Annotated in this window: 16 protein-coding genes; 6 read left to right on the top strand and 10 right to left on the bottom strand. The window is 53.4% G+C overall.

Features of this window, described 5'->3' with window-relative positions:
- Positions 1-6: 6 nt before the first annotated feature.
- Positions 7-2,496, bottom strand: coding sequence for a hypothetical protein (locus tag JL719_RS23655; RefSeq protein ID WP_033156973.1), 2,490 nt, complete (start codon positions 2,494-2,496; stop codon positions 7-9).
- 572 nt (positions 2,497-3,068) lie between these two features.
- Here JL719_RS23655 and JL719_RS23660 point away from each other — a divergent pair.
- The 5 genes from JL719_RS23660 (at position 3,069) to JL719_RS23680 (ending at position 10,699) form a co-directional block, all read left to right on the top strand.
- Entirely contained in the window at positions 3,069-4,784 is a 1,716-nt protein-coding gene (locus JL719_RS23660) for a rhomboid family intramembrane serine protease (protein WP_051670029.1), read from the top strand.
- A 287-nt stretch (positions 4,785-5,071) separates the two neighbouring features.
- Positions 5,072-5,917: an aldo/keto reductase family protein gene (locus JL719_RS23665; protein ID WP_033156975.1), complete on the top strand. Its 846-nt coding sequence runs from the start codon at positions 5,072-5,074 to the stop codon at positions 5,915-5,917.
- A 302-nt stretch (positions 5,918-6,219) separates the two neighbouring features.
- Positions 6,220-8,250 carry a TonB-dependent receptor plug domain-containing protein gene (locus JL719_RS23670; RefSeq protein ID WP_033156976.1) on the top strand — a complete coding sequence of 677 codons (2,031 nt, stop codon included), beginning with the start codon at positions 6,220-6,222 and terminating at the stop codon, positions 8,248-8,250.
- A gap of 17 nt (positions 8,251-8,267) precedes the next feature.
- Entirely contained in the window at positions 8,268-8,777 is a 510-nt protein-coding gene (locus JL719_RS23675; RefSeq protein WP_033156977.1) for a YfiR family protein, read from the top strand.
- A complete protein-coding gene (locus JL719_RS23680) occupies positions 8,774-10,699 on the top strand; it encodes a hybrid sensor histidine kinase/response regulator (protein WP_033156978.1) in 1,926 nt (641 codons plus the stop codon). Before JL719_RS23675 ends, JL719_RS23680 begins: the two co-directional genes overlap by 4 nt.
- Before the next feature lie 14 nt (positions 10,700-10,713).
- Here the strand turns inward: JL719_RS23680 and JL719_RS23685 are convergent, their stop codons facing one another.
- The 8 genes from JL719_RS23685 to JL719_RS23720 form a co-directional block, all read right to left on the bottom strand.
- Positions 10,714-11,190: a CreA family protein gene (locus JL719_RS23685; protein WP_033156979.1), complete on the bottom strand. Its 477-nt coding sequence runs from the start codon at positions 11,188-11,190 to the stop codon at positions 10,714-10,716.
- A gap of 40 nt (positions 11,191-11,230) precedes the next feature.
- Entirely contained in the window at positions 11,231-11,707 is a 477-nt protein-coding gene (locus JL719_RS23690) for an MEKHLA domain-containing protein (protein ID WP_033156980.1), read from the bottom strand.
- A gap of 9 nt (positions 11,708-11,716) precedes the next feature.
- Entirely contained in the window at positions 11,717-12,415 is a 699-nt protein-coding gene (locus tag JL719_RS23695; RefSeq protein WP_033156981.1) for an RES family NAD+ phosphorylase, read from the bottom strand.
- Positions 12,415-12,819: an MbcA/ParS/Xre antitoxin family protein gene (locus JL719_RS23700; RefSeq protein ID WP_033156982.1), complete on the bottom strand. Its 405-nt coding sequence runs from the start codon at positions 12,817-12,819 to the stop codon at positions 12,415-12,417. Before JL719_RS23700 ends, JL719_RS23695 begins: the two co-directional genes overlap by 1 nt.
- Positions 12,820-12,975: 156 nt before the next feature.
- Positions 12,976-13,941, bottom strand: a complete 966-nt coding sequence (locus JL719_RS23705; RefSeq protein WP_033156983.1) for an IS110 family RNA-guided transposase — start codon at positions 13,939-13,941, stop codon at positions 12,976-12,978.
- 602 nt (positions 13,942-14,543) lie between these two features.
- On the bottom strand, positions 14,544-14,795 hold the full coding sequence (locus JL719_RS23710) for an addiction module protein (RefSeq protein WP_201799006.1): 252 nt from the start codon (positions 14,793-14,795) through the stop codon (positions 14,544-14,546).
- Positions 14,796-14,953: 158 nt separating this feature from the next.
- On the bottom strand, positions 14,954-15,322 hold the full coding sequence (locus JL719_RS23715; RefSeq protein WP_129871455.1) for a toxin-antitoxin system YwqK family antitoxin: 369 nt from the start codon (positions 15,320-15,322) through the stop codon (positions 14,954-14,956).
- Positions 15,323-15,654: 332 nt separating this feature from the next.
- Positions 15,655-16,125, bottom strand: coding sequence for a hypothetical protein (locus JL719_RS23720; RefSeq protein WP_033157662.1), 471 nt, complete (start codon positions 16,123-16,125; stop codon positions 15,655-15,657).
- Positions 16,126-16,273: 148 nt separating this feature from the next.
- Here JL719_RS23720 and JL719_RS23725 point away from each other — a divergent pair, with 148 nt between their 5' ends.
- Positions 16,274-17,080, top strand: a complete 807-nt coding sequence (locus JL719_RS23725) for a helix-turn-helix domain-containing protein (RefSeq protein WP_033157661.1) — start codon at positions 16,274-16,276, stop codon at positions 17,078-17,080.
- 1 nt (position 17,081) lies between these two features.
- Here JL719_RS23725 and JL719_RS23730 read toward each other — a convergent pair whose 3' ends face one another.
- Complete coding sequence (locus JL719_RS23730; RefSeq protein WP_033157660.1) at positions 17,082-18,242, bottom strand: aminotransferase-like domain-containing protein; 1,161 nt, start codon at positions 18,240-18,242, stop codon at positions 17,082-17,084.
- Between the last annotated feature and the right edge of the window lie 53 nt (positions 18,243-18,295).

The raw sequence follows: 18,295 nt of genomic DNA on the forward strand, positions 1-18,295 counted from the left end.
CGGTACTCAATTGAAAGGCAGTGAATATTGTGGGGAGTTATTCTCAAATCGCGCGAGGATGTCGTCGAAACCGACGCCGATCTCGACCTTAAGTTCCTCCGCGCCGGCGAGTATAGCCACCGACCAGAGGAAATCCTGGTTCATAAACAAGATCGCCAGACGTTGCTGGCCGAGCTGGTCGCCGTATTGACGCATAATTTGGGCGGCGAAATAATCGGGACCGCGTTTGCGCATGATCTCCTCGATTTTCTTTTCGATGCGCTTGAACATGGCATCCGGAATGGGGCCGAACAAGTCCTCTATCGGATCGTCGCTGATTAACGGCTGATCGAAGTCTTCAGCTTCATCTTCGAGCGGCTCGGGAGTGCCGCTGACCCGTTCGAGCAAGCGCGCGATCAACCCGGCGGTCCTGTTGTCGTTATCCGCCCGCGCGTCTGCCAACCCAATTTTCAAGCGGTATAAGCTCATTAAATCCAAGTGGCTGGCATCGCCTTGGCATTCGGCCAGCGTCCGGTAATACATCAAAGCCGGCGTGTGTCTGCGGGCCTGAGCCATTTTGGCGCAGTGCTTCAATAGCTCGTAATGGCCGACGCTTTCCAAAGCTTGGCACCAGGCGAGCAGCAGCGCCTCATGGTCCAGCAGCCATTCCACCGACTTTTTCAGCGGCGCTTTGACTTTGTCCAGGGCTTTCAGCACCAAGCTGTTATCGTCCAATTGCTCGTCGTAATAATTAAGCAAGCCGATCAGCCGCTGCAATTGTGGGGCGGACAGCAGATAGTCCTTAAACGCCGGCAGCGCGCGGCTAAGCCCCTGTGTCGGCAGTTCCAGCAATCCGGCTTCGATCTGCGCTTGCACATGCATATTGACCGGATCGTCATACAGGCTTGCCAGCGTATCGGCGATGCGTTGCAAGCCCTGGGTTTTGTCCTCGGCCCGCCACAGATAAAAACCACGCAACAACTCGGCTTGGCGGCGCAGGCTTTTATCGATGGTCAATTGTTCGGCCGCTTGAATTTCCTTTTCGACCAAATGAAATTTCTCGGTTTTGATCAAACGACGGGCATGGGCCATATGATTGGCAAACAATAGCTGTTTAGCCAAAGTATTGACCGGGTCTATCTGCAACAAGGCTTTGGCATAGGCCGCCGCCTTTTTAAAGGCTTTTCTGGCGGCGGCCGATTTGGCTGCCCGCACCAGCAGATCGGTATCGTTGGGGAAATGTTGCAGGCCACGTTCCAACCAGTGTTCGTACTGAGCCGCATTCGGCCGCTGTTCCTGGTAAACCGTTAACAGTTTTAGATAGCTTTGCCGGTCGTCGGGGTCGTACTCCAGGCTGTCGGCTAACATCGCCGCCGCTTCGCCGGAATAGGCCTTGTCGGCCATGCGCCTGAGGATCAACGCAATTTTTCGGTCATTGGCCGGCCGGTCTTGTTTCAGAATATCGATGCAGCGTTGCCAAAAAAAACCGGCGTCGTAGGCGTTTTCGGCTTGCTCGTGCAATAAGGCTTGCAAGCGGTTTTCCTCGAACGGGTCCTTGCTGGCGAAGTGTTTGAAATAGTCTTTCTCGCCGCCCGGATACTCGGCCAACGCGCCCAGGCAATAGGCTTGCGCGGCGTCGTTGCCGAATACGTCGCGATATTGTAGGACCAGATTGAAGCGGGTCTTGGTGTCGGGCTGACCGTTGAGTTTGACCAGCGCTTCCAATAACTGGCTCTGACGGGCGTTGAGACCTTTGGCCTGAGCAACGATGCGGCGCTGATTGTGTTCCAGACTCGACAGGCTGGCAACGAAATCCACGCCGGATTGCCGATACGCCAAGCAGGCCTTAGCCAGCTGTTGATAGGGTGATTCGTCGGGGATTTTGGCTAACATGGCCGGGGCTTGTTCGATTTCCGCGCCAGCCAGCAGCTGCGCTTTCAGCAAGCTGCGCAAATCGCGAAACGCCGAACGAAACGGCAATGGTTTTAAGGCCTGCTCGCAAGGTTCCCGCTCGCCGTTGCGATAGGCCGCCAGCGCCGCGTTTATACACTCCCAATGCTTGAGCAATGCGGAATCCTGGGGCAAATGCGGCAACAATTCCGTGACCCCGGAGACCAGCAGCATCCCCAGATAAGCCGAAAGCACCGGAAACTCTTCGTCCAACTGCCGAGCATTCAACCCATCCAATAGGGCGTAAGCTTTGCGCTCGTTTTTGCCGGCCAACAGCCACAACAGGTAAGCGTCTTGCGCTTGCAGCGGTGGTTGCGCGTTAGCCGCGTAATTTTCCCAAAGTACGCAGGCTTCCTTGAACATGGCCTTGGCCGCCATTCCCCTGGCCCTTTGCAGATAACAATCGGCCAAGCAGCGTTTGGTTTCGGCGTCGGCCGATTGCTTTAACAGTTCCTTGAATAAATCGCTCGCTTCCTTATAGCGCCCGGCGGCATAGTGCGCCTGCGCTTTTTCCGGTAACGACGATTCCGAGAGCCCGGCGGAAATTTTCTGGATGATTTTTTTCATGGCTGTGCAGGCAATAGCCCATGCTTCAAAATGGCATTATAAAACAGCAACGGCATATGCCGCCTGCTATGCTTTCATATCAAGATGCTGATTCGATCCGAGTTCTCTTGATTGGCTCAGCGCTTGGGCCTGGGTGGCTTTCGACGCCACACCGAAGGCTTACTTCGGAAGATCAACAGGGTACTTGCGAAGCTGCCCTTAGACCTTCCGAGCGACCTCGTCCAGTTCCCGAAGTACCCCAGCGATATGCGGAAGTATCACCTCGATTTTTTGCTCGTCAAAGTGGATCTTTCAAGGAGCCAAGCCGACTTTCCGAGAATCCCGGCCGATGGTTTGAGAGTCCAAGCCAAAGCGAAACGGGAAACAAACTATCATTTGCTGTCGAAGCTTTGCTGGGTCGGCGGACTCGCCCCTAAGCCGACAAATAAGATTAAATTGCAGGGCAGCAAATGGGAAATAAGCCGTCCTTCAAAATGTAAGCACGATTAGCTCACGTAATCGCATATTTCAAGGCCAACATTTCTCCAATTCCTCTGCCTATAATTGGAGCAGACTATCAACAACGGGTCGTCATGCACAGAACTCAATCCGCAACAACCAACAAACAATTTTATGCATCTCCCAAGAGCCCCTTGGCCAAATATCGAAACAGCTTGTGGTGGTGGCTGGTTGCTTCCTGGGTATTTCTTATTGTCATCAGCAAGAAACACGAATACGGCAGTCTTTGGCTTCCGATTGTTTTCACATATGTGGTTGTGGCGATATTCGATAGCTTTCTTAAACGCCGTTTACCCTACGACCAACCAATTATCACATTGGATGACGATGGCATAGAATCGCTACTGTTTGCGGGCGCAATTAAACGGCATAGCTGGGGCGAGTTGGTGGAGGCGAATGTTTCCAAATTCAAGAACATGCCTTTCATTCAATTCAGATTGCAAGCTTTGGTAGGCGTTATTGATGACTCTATGACCTGGACTGGCATTAACCCCGCGCGACCAGTGCTACCTATATCGTCTTTGTCTGCAGAAGATCAAATCGAGTTGCTGGAAATAATCAATCAGCGTTTGGGTTTCGCTCAATCAACTAGCAAATCCACTGGTAATTCTAGCGCCAGTCAATCGGCCAACAATTTCGCCACTAATCCGCTTGCCGAGGAAAAAGCGTTTCATGATCAGTTGGAGGCTTATGCTCCCATAGCGTGGATCACCTGGTTGCTAATTGGTGTCAACGTATTGGTTTGGATTGCAATGTGGCATACCGGGGCGAAAATAGAGCAAACGCCACCCGAGCAGCTACTGAGTTGGGGCGGTAATACTGCATTTGATGTTCAACGTGGCGAATGGTGGCGAATGGCAACCGCCATGTTTCTCCATGGTAGCCTGATACATTTAGGCATCAATATGGCGGGGCTATATGTCGTTGGTGGGGTGGTGGAACGTATATACGGTCATCTGCCTTTTACACTGATTTATTTAGGTTCCGGTTTGATCGGCAATGGGCTCAGCCTCTATTTTGGTGCGCAATACGCAGTCTCCGCAGGTGCGTCCGGGGCTGTGTTAGGCGTTACTATTGCGCTAATGGTTGGTATGTATCAACACAGGGAGCGCTTACCAAAAATTTTTAGTAAACGAAGGTTGAGCGGCATAGTGTTGTTTGTTTTTTATGCTTTGCTGTATGGATTTATCAATCGCGGCATTGATAACGCGGCGCATATCGGCGGTATGCTAACTGGTTGCTTATTGGGTTTACTGTTACCGGAACGCTTGGACATGGAAAGTTTCAAACACCGCGTCAAAAAACACCTAATAATAGGCCTGTCGTCGACGGTTATCGCTACAACAGCTTTAGTCTCGATGTCGCCCCAGGCAACATTGAACATTAAATCAGAGCTAAAAAATCAAGCCTTATTGGTGCAGGGCGCTAATAGTATTTTTCATGAACTTGTTTTACTCGATCTCGACATAGTTACTTTTCGCAGAGGCCAAATGTCCGCAGCGGAGTTGAACTCAAAGATCAAAAACACTTACCTTTCAGGCTTAAAACAAGCGATACAACAATTATCAGAAGTCAGACTAGCGGAATCGGATCAGCGATTACAGATGTTACAAGAGATGAAACTATCAACAGCCCTGTTAGTATCGATCTTCGAACTCGCCCCCTTTCAAAAACCTGGAAGCGGTAAAACTCAGCCAACCGATCTTGAACGTGCGACCCTTATCAAAGACAAGTTAAAGGCAATAACAGCTCGCATATTGCATGAAGGCCATAAGGTGCGCAGATTATAGGGTGCTGCCGTCAGGCGCACCGTTCGTGATTGTTGCGCCTCGCATAGCTCTGCACAACCTATAGGTGGCCGCACCTTTTTGGGATTACGTCTGGCGGTTATAGATCTATCAGCAGACCTTCGTCAGAAAAACCATCTGTCTGCCTTTGGCCGAACTCAGCCGACAATATCAAGCACCCAACCCATCACCCCACGCTAAGCTCACTCAACAATCCCGGATTTTAGTAGCCTCAGTAATTGACGCCCAGGCCGCTATCACCGAAGATCAAGGCTTTTTCGGGAGCCGTGATGAGCAGCAACGACTTTATTCTCTCCGCCGGCGTGCGTATGCCGGGCATTATTTACGGCACGGCCTGGAAGCAGGAGCGTACCGCCGCGCTGGTGGAACAGGCGCTAACGCTGGGATTTCGCGGCATTGACACGGCTTGTCAGCCCAAGCATTATCACGAGGCAGGGGTTGGCGAAGGTGTACTGGCGGCTTGCCGGAAGTTGGGCTTGCAGCGTTCCGAGCTATATTTGCAAACCAAGTACACGCCGCTGAACGGCCACGATCCGTTACGCATCCCTTACGACCCCAAAGCCGGTCTGCCCGAGCAAGTCGCACAATCCTTCCAAGTGTCGTTAAAAAATCTGCAAACCGATTATCTGGATGGCCTGGTGCTACATTCGCCGTTGGCGGATCGCGGGCAGTTGTTGGAGGTTTGGCAAGCGCTGGAAGTTATCCAGCAAAGCGGCGGCGCCAAACAACTGGGTATCAGCAATTGCTATGATCCGAAATTATTCCAATTTTTGTACGACAACGCGACGGTTAAACCGGCCGTATTGCAGAACCGGTTTTATGCCGATACCGGCTACGACAAACAGCTGCGGGCGTTTTGCCGGCAGCGGCAGATCGTTTATCAAAGCTTCTGGACGCTGACGGCCAATCCTAAAATCCTGGCTGACGCGGCTGTGAAAACGCTGGCGGAAAAATACCTGCGCGGCCCGGCGCAGATATTCTTCCGCTATTTAACGCAGAACGGCATCGTGCCGTTAACCGGCACCACATCCGCCGAGCATATCCGCGAGGATTTGGCTATTTTCGAGTTTGAGTTGAGTAGCGCGGAATGCGCGGCGGTGGAGGCCTTGCTTTAAGCGTTTCGATGGCGCTAAGACTCAACAGCCAATTCCCAAAAAAAGCCTCTCCCCCGGCAGAGGCTTATAGAACGGCGGTAAGTCACTGTTTTATAACCCTCATCCTAACCTTCTCCCGAAGGGAGAAGGAACAAAACTCCTCTTTTACGATACCCCCTGGGGGAGAAGCTTTTATTAAATCCCACAAGCTGCCAAGTTTGTAATGGATCTCTATTGACCTGACCCATCATCAACTGATTTGCCCAGTTAACGGTTAAGGCTTTTATAATAACGGGAACCTTGCCTCTTCAAGCCCAAATGTCATGCTGATTAACCGTTATCTGCGTCAATTTGCCTACCTATGCAGCGGGCTTTGCCTGGTGCATGCCAACGTGCTTGCTCAAGGCAATCCAGCCGACATCGAAGCGACCAACGAATTGCTGCCGCTAAGTTGGGAGGAACTCACCGAACTGGAAGTATCCAGTCTGGCGCGGCAGGAACAAACGGTTAAAGACAGCCCAGCCGCAGCATTTGTAATCACTTCCGAAGACATCCGCCGCTCCGGCGCCACCAGCTTGCCGGAAGTTCTGCGCATGGTGCCTGGTATGAATGTGGCTAAAATCAACGCCTGGAATTGGGCGGTCAGCGCGCGCGGTTTTAACGATCTATATGCCAACAAGCTGCAAGTGATGATAGACGGCCGCAGCATTTATGATCCGCTGATCAGCGGGGTCTATTGGGGCCAGCAAAATCCGTCGCTGCCGGATATAGAACGCATCGAAGTGTTGCGCGGCCCCAGTGGCAGTTTGTGGGGCGCGAATGCCGTGAACGGCACCATCAACATCATCACCCGTTCGGCTCGCGATACTCAGGGCGGTTTGCTTAATGCCGGCGGTGGCACCGAGGAACGCGGCTTCGGCGGGATTCGTTACGGCCAGAAATTATCCGAATCCACCTTTCTGCGCGGCACGATCAGTACGATGGTGCGCGACGCCAGCATCGATCTGGCCGGCAGGCAAGACACCCACGACACCGGCGATACCGAAACCGCCAATTTTCGCCTGGACAGCCAACTCAGCGCCCAGGACAAACTGATGGTGGAAGCCAACGTCTCCCGCTACCGGTTGGGCGGCTACTATATCGGTAAAACCTCGACGACAGCACCGCTGTGGCAAAACGACGACTTTGGCAGGGACGGCGTGACCGGCAGTTTGCAGGGCAATTGGTCTCATCGCACCGACAGCGGCCACGACTGGCGACTGAATATGGCGTTTACCCAAACCGAATGGCAATTGGCGGTGAATCGGATGAGCCGCTCGCATTACGATTTGGACTTTCAACACACCCTGCCGGCCATCATCGACAACCACAAACTGATGTGGGGGGTGAACTATCAAAATATCTCCGATAGTTTCGATAACACGCTGACTCTGGGTTTCGAACCCGAGCAATTAACGCAGCACAATGTCGGGGTATTTTTACAGGATCAAATCGGCTTGACCGACGACCTGACCCTAACGCTGGGCAACCGGGTGGAGCATTTCACCTTCACCGGCTGGGAAACCGAGCCCAACGCCCGGCTACTGTGGACACCCAATAAGCAGCACAGCCTGTGGGCCGCGGTGTCGCGCGCCGTGGTCCTGCCGAATCGGGCCCAACACAGCATTCGTTTATTCAAACAAATCCCAGATACCAACCGATTTTTCGAAGCCAAAGCCAACCCGGACATGTTGACCGAAAATCTGTTGGCCTACGAATTGGGCTGGCGTTGGCAAGTTTCCACTAGTCTGGATATCGACAGCGCCTTGTTTTACAACATCTATGACCGGATGCAAGGCACTAAATTTACCAGTGTGACCTATAACAACCCAACGTACGGCAACATCAAGCAGGCCACCGTGGCCAATTACCGGCAAGTGGACAGTTACGGCCTGGAGTTGGCGGTCAATTACCGGGTAAACCACGATTGGCGGCTACAAGCCTCTTACAGCGCCAACCAATTCTCGGTCAATTACGATAAAAACCAGCCCTGGTTTCGCGATCCACTCACCGAAGAACATTTCAATCCGCAACACAATCTCTCACTGCGCTCTTTGTACAACCTGACCAGCGAAATCGAACTGGATGCCTGGGCGCGCTATGTCGATGAACTGTATATCGATAGACGCAGCATTCCGGCCTATATCTCCTTGGACTTACGCCTGGGCTGGCATCCGCACAAAAATCTGGAGTTATCGATAAGCGGGCAAAATCTGCTGGATGATCAACATCCTGAATTCAGCGACGTGCTGTACATACCGGTCGCCAGCCAGATTCAACGCGGCTATCTGGCGCAAATCTCCTGGCATTTTTAAGACGGTTGATTGCGCCAATGCGTCTGCACACCCTTTTGCTACTCAGTGTCTGCGTTTGGTTCGCCGGTTTCGCGCACGCGGAGGAAAATAGCCAAAGCCGCGAGTTTCAATTAAAGACTGCCTATTTGTTCCATTTTGCAGAATTGGCGCAATGGCCGACGACCAAGCCGGTGACGATTTGTTTGCAAGGCCGCAGCCTGTTACGCGCCTACTTGCCGGTTTTGGAAGGCCAGCAAATCAACGGTAATGCGGTGCATGTCAATTTGGCCGACGCCCCCGACATCACCCAATGCAGCATCTTGTTTCTAAGCGACTTGGCCGGCTTAACACCGGTATTAGCCGAGCAAGCCCGGCAGCATCACGTGTTGTTGGTCGGCGACGTGGAAAACTTTGCTAACCACGGGGGTATGGTGCAATTTACGTTGCGCGACAACAGGTTAAAACTGGTGGTAAATTTAGCGGCGGTGAAATCAGCCGATTTAAAGCTGAGTTCGAAATTACTGCGGATGGCCGAAATAATAGAATGACAGCGTCAACAGATCCTCGCATTTCCATCAGCCGCAAGCTGGGTAAAATCCTGCGAGTGATGGTGATGTTAAGCCTGATGGTGGCGACGGTATCGCTGTCGATTCGGGAATATTCGGCTTTGCAGCAGAACATTGGGCAAAAATTGACCTTGACCGCCAATATGATCGGCCAAAACGGCAGCTTTGCCTTGTTGTTCGACGACAATCAAACCGCCCAGGAAATATTGGATGCGCTGGCCCACGATCCGGACATCATCGCCGGGCAAATCCAAACCCCCAGCGGGGTCACGCTGGTCCGTTACGCAAAACCGGCAAGCAATTGGCACGGCTGGTGGCCGGCCTGGCTATCGAAAACCCGGCAGATCACGCAGCCGATTTTGCATAAAAATAAACAGATTGTCGGCCACATTACCCTGGTTGCCGACCTGAAACGCGCCTACCACTCCTTGCTGTTCAATACCCTGATTAACACCGGTATTATCTTGATCGCCTTGAGCGTGGTGGCCTTGTATGTGCAGCGCTTGCAACGTTCGTTTTTAGGCCCGCTGTTGAAATTGGCTAATACCGCGCGGCAAATCGAAAAAGACCACGATTACAGCCGGCGCTCGGATTATGCCGGTAACGACGAAATCAGCGATTTGGCCGAAGCCTTTAATAATATGCTGGCGCAAATCCAGGCGCACGAGACCGACTTGGAAAGCCAGGTGCGAAGCCGCACGCAGGAGCTTGAGCTCGCCAAGCGGGAGGCGGAATCCGCCAATCAGGCCAAAGGCCAGTTCCTGGCCAATATGAGCCATGAAATCCGCACGCCGATGAACGCGATTGTCGGCTTGGTGGAGCTGTGCCTGAATAGCGAACTGAGCTTTAAACAACGCGAATATCTGAAACGGGTGGAATCGTCCGCGCAGTCCTTGATGACACTGATAGGCGACATTCTGGATTTCTCCAAAATGGAAGCCGGCAAAATGCAGATGGAGACCATACCCTTTCTGCTGGAAGAGATGCTGGAGCATGTGTTTTCCACCATGCTGCAACTCAGCGCGAACAAGGGGATTCAACTGATCAGGCCGCCGGTCGGCGAGTATCACGCGGTAATCGGCGATCCGCAACGGCTGCGGCAGGTGTTAATCAATCTGATCGGCAACGCCATCAAGTTTACCGAGCACGGCGAGATAACCGTCAGTTTCAGCGAAATCAGCCGCGATGCGCACTCGGTGCGTCTGCAATTTGCCATCAGCGACACCGGCATCGGCATCACCGCCGAACAGCAAACCAAATTGTTCCAGGCTTTTAGCCAGGGCGACAGCAGCGTGACCCGCAACTACGGCGGTACCGGCCTGGGCTTGATTATCTCCAAGCAGCTGATCGAACAAATGGGAGGGACGATAGAGGTCAGCAGCGAACCCGGCGTCGGTTCCACCTTTACCTTTAATGTGCTGCTCGGCGCCACCGATTTGAATACCATCCGTAATTTCCAAATCCGCCGTCACCGTACCAGCATAGACATCGGAAAATTGGCGCGGCTGCAGGGGCGGCGGGTATTGCTGGTGGAAGATAACGAAATCAACCGCATCGTCGCCATCGAGCTGTTGGAACAAGCGCAATTACAGGTGGATATTGCCGAAAACGGCGAACTGGCCTTGGACAAGCTGCGGCATCACGACTACGACTGTGTGCTGATGGATGTACAAATGCCGGTGATGGACGGCTATCAAGCCACCCGGCTGTTACGGCAAATCCCGGCTTGCCGCGACCTACCCGTCATTGCGATGACCGCCAACGTGATGCACGGCGATCATCAGCACTGTCTGGCCGCCGGCATGAACGACTTCATCGGCAAACCGATTCTACCGGCCACGCTTTACGAAACCTTATTGAAATGGATTAAACCGGTTACCGACCAGCCTTTGGACCTGGGATAGCATTAATCAACGCCCTATTTACCCCAAGGCATCACCGGCACCGTCGACACACTGTTGGCCGGTGCACCTTCGATCACTTTCCGGCTAATCGCCAGATAAACCAGGGTGTTGTGCTTGGCATCCCATAAACGGGTAATGTTGGTGGACTTGAAAAACAGCGAGGTGCTCTCCGAAAATACGGTTTCTTCCGTGCTCAGTTTGGCCGGCAATGTGATCGGCCCGGTTTGCCGGCAAGCCAGCGAAAATTCCGACGGATCTTCCGACAGACCCAAGCCGCCGGAAATCCCCCCCGATCTGGCCTGACTGATATGGCAAATCACGTTAGGGATTTTCGGATCTTCAAAGGCGTCGACACAAACCTTGTGATTGGCACCGATTAGTTTCCAGGCCGTGGTCACGCAACCCACTTCATCGGCCTGCGCCGCGCCCGCCAGCATGAGCAACAAGCCACAGCATAAGCGGCCGCTATGTTTTAAGGATATTTTCAGCATAAATTTCTCGCAGACAGTGAGTAGATGGAAAGGGTCAGACTCAGGGTAACAAGCGCCAGTCGCTAAAACAAGCCGCCTGACCAACATAGCGTTGCGCGCTATCGTGGACATTCCACACCACCGCGCGCTCGATCAAAAAACGCTTGCCGGATTTGGCGATCCGCACGCCACTGTAATTGTCGATATAGCCCTGGCTGGTCACTTGATTCAATAGTCGCTCGCGCTCTTCACGATTGACCGGCTCCGCCGAAAAACGCGAAGGCATACCGATAAATTCCGGCCAACTTAGCTCGAATAAATCCTGTGCGGTGCGGTTGGCGTAATTGAATACAGGATCGGCAGCAGTGTTATGCGACAACAGGGCAAAATCGGCTTCATAGACTTGCCGGCCCAGCGCCATGTTTGCGGACTGTTCCAACAGCGGCTTGCCCAGCAATTGCTGATAGCTTTGGAGCAGCAATTGGATATGGGTTTCGTAAAAATCGTTTTCTTGGCTGGGTACTGGCAAATCGAGCATGGCTATCCGTTACACACCGGGCTGGTAAAGTTCTTTTTTATAAACCGCGCTGATTTGCCTGCCGTCCCACACATAGCAATAATGCGCGCCTTGCTTGACCGGCGCCAGCAAACGCGGTTTAAACACCGCCACACATTCTCCGCCCGCCGCCCGCACGCTGGAATAGACGATACCATCCGCACCGTCCGCGCGTAACTGCCTGGCCCAGGCCTGCGCGGCGGCGTAATTGCCGGTGTCGGCGTCGTAAATTTCCGGTAATTCGGTTTGCCGACCGCGAATGTCGTGCAGCTCGGCATTCAAATCCGAGGCATAGCTGCGCATGTCGATGTCAATCGGCGCTTGTCGGGTCGCGGCCAGAAACCGGCTGCGATGAAAACGGGTTTCGGCTATCGCGGTATCGATGTCTTTGGCGGCGTAATACACGCCGTAACTGCCGTCGCAAAACCGGCTGCCTTCCGGATTTAAATGCGTGAACGCGGCCATGATCGGCGTAGTCCCCGGCCCGGCAATTCGGTCCGCCACGGCGACCAAACTGATTTCGCCGGCTTCGTCGCGCAGCCTGTCGTTAGTCAGCGCTTCAATGGCGAACACTACTTCCAGATCAGCCGGGTCTGCCACCCTATCGAACAAACCCGTCGGCGGAAACCGGCTAGGCACCAGGCGCCAGCAAGGTCGCCAATCTATCCGACTGATTTTCGCTACCGCCATTAGGCCCAACCGCACTGCGCATCCAGATATTGGCGCACTACATACAAATCCGCCACCCGCCCGGACAACATGCGTTGCAAGGCGGTTTGCCCGGAAAACAGCGCGGCCTGATTGGCTTGATGCAGCCAGCCATCCGCCGCTGCCGGCTTGGGCAGTAAAATCTGCAAGGCTTTATAAATCCCAAAGATGTAAGACAACCTTTCCAATTTATCGGCGTTAAGACTGGCGCTTTCCGGATTTTTCTTCCACTTAAAATACGTGCTGCGCGAATCCAGCCCCAGTAAAACCATGGCCTGCTCGACATTCAAACCCCAGGCATCGGCGATATTAAAAAAAGTCCGTAAAGCCGCACCGGCCACCAGCGCGCTGTCGGCCGGTAATTGCACATGAGCTGTTGACAACATAAGCCCTCCAAAACAACTTATCTAAACTTTACGTTAAAATAAGTCTATTTATGGACTTTGTCAAAGGGGTTTTGGGTTTTATTCTTGGAAAAGGAGTTTTGTTTGGGCCGGGTTTTTATTTGGGCAAAACAGACCGCGTAGATACTGTTATCCAAGTCAAGCCAGATGAATAGCCGAGTCGAAGGGTTTTGCGGATTTCAAGACACCGAATGCCACATGAATCAATTTACGCATCATGGCACCGATAATCAGCTTATTGGGTTTACCAGCACCGGCTAATCGTCCACGGAATTGTTTACCCCAGGCTGTTTTATAAAGCGTCACCATGGCCGGCATATAGAGCGCTTTGCGCAGGAAGGCATGGCCTATTTTGGAGAGCCTGGGCTTGCCCTTGAGGCTGCTGCCCGATTCGTATTGCCGGGGATCGAGTCCGGCAAAAGCGGCGGCCTGCCGACTATTGGCAAAGCGCGAGGTATCGGCGTAGAACGCGAGGATGATGGCGCTGGTGCGCTCGCCAATGCCGGGAATGCTATCGAGCAGTTCGCGCTGTTGCTTGAGATCGGGATGGCGATCAATGTGATCGTTGATGGCGTCGATCAATTGTTGGATCGCAGTATCCAGCCAATTCAGATGCTGTTGAATGTCCTCACGCACGGCCTCGCGCGCCACTAGCAAGCGGTTGTTTTCCTGGGTGCGCATGGTTTGTAAGGCGTCCAGCCGTAATACTAGTGCGCGCAGTGTGACTTCCGCCTCGCTACGGGGCTGCCAAGCAGGCGGTTGGCGCTCGGCGCAGAAATCGGCGATGAGTTTAGCATCGACCGTATCGGTTTTGCTGCGGGTGAGCCGTGAAGCGCCATAGGCCTTAATTTGTGCTGGATTGACGACGCTCACGGTGAAACCAGCGGTTGCCAGATGCTGAGCAACGTCTTCCCAATAAATGCCGGTCGCTTCCATGCAGACATGAGGCGATTGGGCCTTTTGAGCGGCCAACCACGTCAACAACGTCGCGAAGCCGTCGAGAGAATTGGGAATGACTTTGGCGCGAAACTTGCCGCTGTGCAGACGCAATGCGCAATCCAACTTGGCTTTAGCAACATCGATACCGAGATAAAAATGGGACATGAAAACCTCAAATGATCTACCTTGTGAATGCAGGCTGCCGGAAACCGGGCCGAAGAGACTGTCCGATCGTTGATCGAGAGTGGGTCGCTGCTGCAAAGATCTACGCCGGGGATTTCGAAATCCAAGCTCCGATACGGCATCCAGCGACCCAAACCTGAGGTGCCCCTCAGGTGTGTTTTCACGAATTACTATCCTTTGAAAAGCACGCTTGGATAATACAAGCTCCGATTAGCGCAGCGTAATCGGAGGAACGACGTCAAACATGCGTCCGATTACGCTATCGCTAAGCGGGCCTAAGGCCTTTTTTGTCTAAGGGGGTTTGCTTAGCGGTTTTTAGGCCAGCTATTCGGATTTCTAGCATCATGCACTACAGCCAACACATGTACTAAATCGCCGCGCACTACATAAAACACGCCGAATGGAAAACGCGGGAGTAATGCGCCGAACGTTTGGAATTACCTCGGCATAGAGCAACGGTGCTTGTTCCAGCCTTTTTAGCTGCAGCTCTAAAGCGGCAATAAATTCATCTCCGAGACCGGAGCTTTGCGACTCGTACCATTCTTGGGCTTCGCCCGTTTCACGTAAAGCGCGTGCGGAAAATTTCAGGCGGTACGCCATGAGCCATCTTTAAGGCACGATTTTACTTGATCCCAGGAATAGCCGGACTCCGGATTCCGCTCAAACTCAATCATGCGCCGTTCCAGTTCGGCTTTAAGCGCCGGCGATACTTCCACAGCTTCAGGTACTGCGGCGACGCTGTCCCAAATAAGCTCAACGAGCTGAATGCGTTCCTGCAACGGAAGTTCCAGAATATCGGTAATCGAGATATTGTTCATGGCGGACAATGTATCCATTTTTGGTAAAAATCAAAAGCGACACTTATAAACGGCCCGACGATTTAAGTTTTTGCACGACTAACTCATCAACTTGATTATTCGGTGTGGCCGGAGATAAGCCCGCGTAGCTCCGATTAGCGAAGCGGAAGCGGGTTGGCTTGAGCGAAATGTGGGCATCACTGCGTTTCACTTATCAACTGCCCATGCTCATCAAAGCGGCGCTCGATGCGCTTCATACCCTGTACATCGTAACGCTCCTCAATGCGAGGTTGCCCGTTCGGATAGTAGTAAATCTTTCCGGCAAGCAACTGGCCGTCGTACATCTCAGCGTAAGTAGCAACCGCTTGCTCGTTGTGATGAAGGATGCCAATCAGAGCACCGTCCGGTCCATAGCGATTTATGCTCTTGATCGCTCCGGAATCATAGAATTCCTTAACGATTTTCTGTCCCCCAACAGCACTGAGCGTCTCTGGCTCTTTAGCGAATAAGACCGTAACGGTGGCAAGCAAAAGTACGGCAACAAGATTGATGTGCGTCATGTTCATTTGTTTGTTGCTCAACATAATATATACGACATTTTTTGCCTTATAATCCCAGCCATCTGTCGTATAACTCCTTATTCCTGAGTTTAAATAATTGATAAAACTGCGCTTTATTAAACAAAGAACCAGCCCTGGCCGGAAAATACGACAAATGTCCAAGGCTTATGAGCCACTTTTATTCAAGCCCCAGACTATCGAGTTCGCGGAAATAAACATTTTGGTTCCGTATTTCTTGCAAAGATACCCCAAGACCCAAACTAATCAAAGAACATTCCAACGCTCAACCTCTGTCAGTCTGTTTGCCTAGCGGCCCAAGCGCCTACAAACGATTTGGGTTAATCCTGTTCCGATCTCGACTTCCAGGCCGCTCGGGCCACTAGAATCGCCGCCGTTAGAAAACCGACCGTGGTCAGCGTAAAACTGATGCCAGCCTGAATCGGGAAGTGCGGTTCGACCGGTAAAGCGGAGGCCACCGGCTTGGCCGACAATCCCCTTAGTAAAAACGATAGCGGGTTGAAAAACGCCCCGAAGCAGCAGGCACTCACCACCCAGACCGGCGGCGTGACCGCATATTGCCGAAACAGCAAAAAGAAAATGAACAGAAATTGCGCCATCATCAGGTAATCGATGTGGGCGCGAATAATGTCGGCCCGTTCGACCAGGTGGCTGGCCAACGCGCCGTCGGGATAAAACAGCGTAAAGCCCAATACCCAGGCGATACTCAACGCTATCGCCAGACAGAATATCGCAAACACCAGCAAAAACACGTTTGCCAACGGTTCGGGTGGAAATTTTTGATTGCTCATGTGTATCCTCATTTTCAAGAGGCGCTTGGCCCCAGTTATCGAACGCCGCAAAGGGCAAACGCGCCGACCCCGTTGCCAAGCTCAAACGCTTTGACTAGACTGCCCGGCAAAAATGCCGGTTGGCCGAACGCAACGGGGAGCTTAAACAATGACCAATACACCACGCTTGTATGAACGTGCTACTGCCTCGGCGGTCCCTTTCGATGCGCTCTGGGACATCAGCGGCGGCCGCACGTTTTTTTGCGGTCCGCTGTATTACAACGCCAACCACCAACACGGCGCTCCGGTGTTTCTGGCCGGTCTGTATGGGAAGTTTCGTTTGAAAGTGGCGGGTAGCGATTGGCTGTCTTGCCGCACGGCGGTAATTCCGGCCGGCGTGTGGCACGAGCTGGATGTGGGCGGCGACCCGCTTGCGGTGTTTTACATCGAACCGACCATCGCCGGCGTCGAGGCGCTGTTACCTTTAATCCGCGATACCCGCTCAGTGAACGGTGCCTTGGTCGGTAACGGCGGCGAAATCGCCTTCATGCGCGATCTCTACGAAGATCGCTACAGCCCGAATTGGACCGCGCAGCCCCTGGCCGATTTGCTGGATTTTTCGAAACGCCGGTCTCAAGCCGACAGACTAGACCCACGCATCAGCCAAATCGTCGAATTTTTATTCGCGCAAGGCGACGACCTGACGTCGGTGATTACGCTGGCAGCGAATGTAGGACTATCCGCATCCCGGCTACAACATCTGTTCAGCCAGCAGATCGGCGTGCCGTTTCGCCGTTATCGCAGCTGGAACCGGATGCGGCAAGCGATAAAAGAAGTCATCAAGGGCCACAACTTCACGACTGCCGCGCACGCTACCGGGTTTTCCGATTCCGCCCATTTCAGCCATGAATTTCGCAAGACTTTCGGTGCCGCGCCCACAGTGGGTTTGCATAATCTGGCGCGGCTGCAACCCTAGCTTAAATCGACTCCCGCACCAAATCTGCCAAAATCCGCAAGCCTGATTCGGCATCCTCGCTACTGGAGTGGCTGAAATTCAACCGTAGCTGGCCGCAAGCGTCCACCGCCATCGGTAGGAAGGGTTCGCCGGGCATAAAAGCCACGCCGGCTTCGATAGCCTTAGGCAACAGCTGACGGGTATCGATGCGGCGATTCAGCGTCAGCCAAAAAAACAAACCACCGGGCGGGGTTTGCCAAACTGCCAAATCCACAAAATGCCGGCGCAGCGCAGCGTCGAATGCATCGCGGCGCTGGCGGTAATGGCCGGCCAAATCCGCCAATTGCCGGCTGCGGTCGGGATTGTTCAGTTGTTGTAGTACCAGCCATTGGCTAAGGCGATTGCTGTGCAAATCGGCCGCCTGCTTCAAGCGGGTCAAAAAAGGCATCAGTTCCGGCGACGCGACCAGGTAACCCAAGCGCAAGCCCGGCGCCAGGCTTTTGGAAAACGAGCCTTGATAAATCCATGGCGCTTGTTGCAACCTGGCACATACCGGCGTGCGTTCGCAATCGTCGTACACCAGATCACGGTAGGGATCGTCTTCGAATAGGGGAATATTGCCGGCATCGCAAGCGGCGGCCAGGGCACTGCGCTCCCCGGCATCCAGGCAGCGGCCGCTGGGATTCTGGAACGTGGGGATCGCATAGGCAAACGCTGGCTTTTCCCGCTGCCAGGTATCCAGATCGGGCGCCCCAGCATCGTAAGCCACGAAGCGGGCGCCGAAAAAGCGGAACACCTGCAAAGCCGCCAGATAAGTAGGCGCTTCCACGGCCACCGGCGTGCCGGGATCGATGAACAGTTTGGCGACCAGATCGATACCTTGCTGCGAACCGGACAGGATCAACACCTGTTCGGCCGAACATTTAACGCCCAGGCTTTGCATGTCGGCGGCGATACGCTCGCGCAACTCCGCTTCGCCTTCGCTGGCGCCGTATTGCAACATGTGCTGCGGCATGGCCTCTAGCGTGAATTGCGGGAAGCTGTCCAACGACGGTAATCCGCCGGCAAAGGAAATCATGCCGGGTCTGTCGACGACGGCCAGAATTTCGCGGATTGGTGACGGATGCAGGTCTTGGGTACGAGCGGAAAAGCGGATAGGGTGCTGCGGCGATAATGAGTTCATGGTGGGCATTGATAAATGTCAATAAAGTTGACCTATAGCCATGCTAACGGCTG

It is taken from the genome of Methylomonas sp. LW13 (assembly GCF_016865255.1).
Classification (GTDB): domain Bacteria; phylum Pseudomonadota; class Gammaproteobacteria; order Methylococcales; family Methylomonadaceae; genus Methylomonas.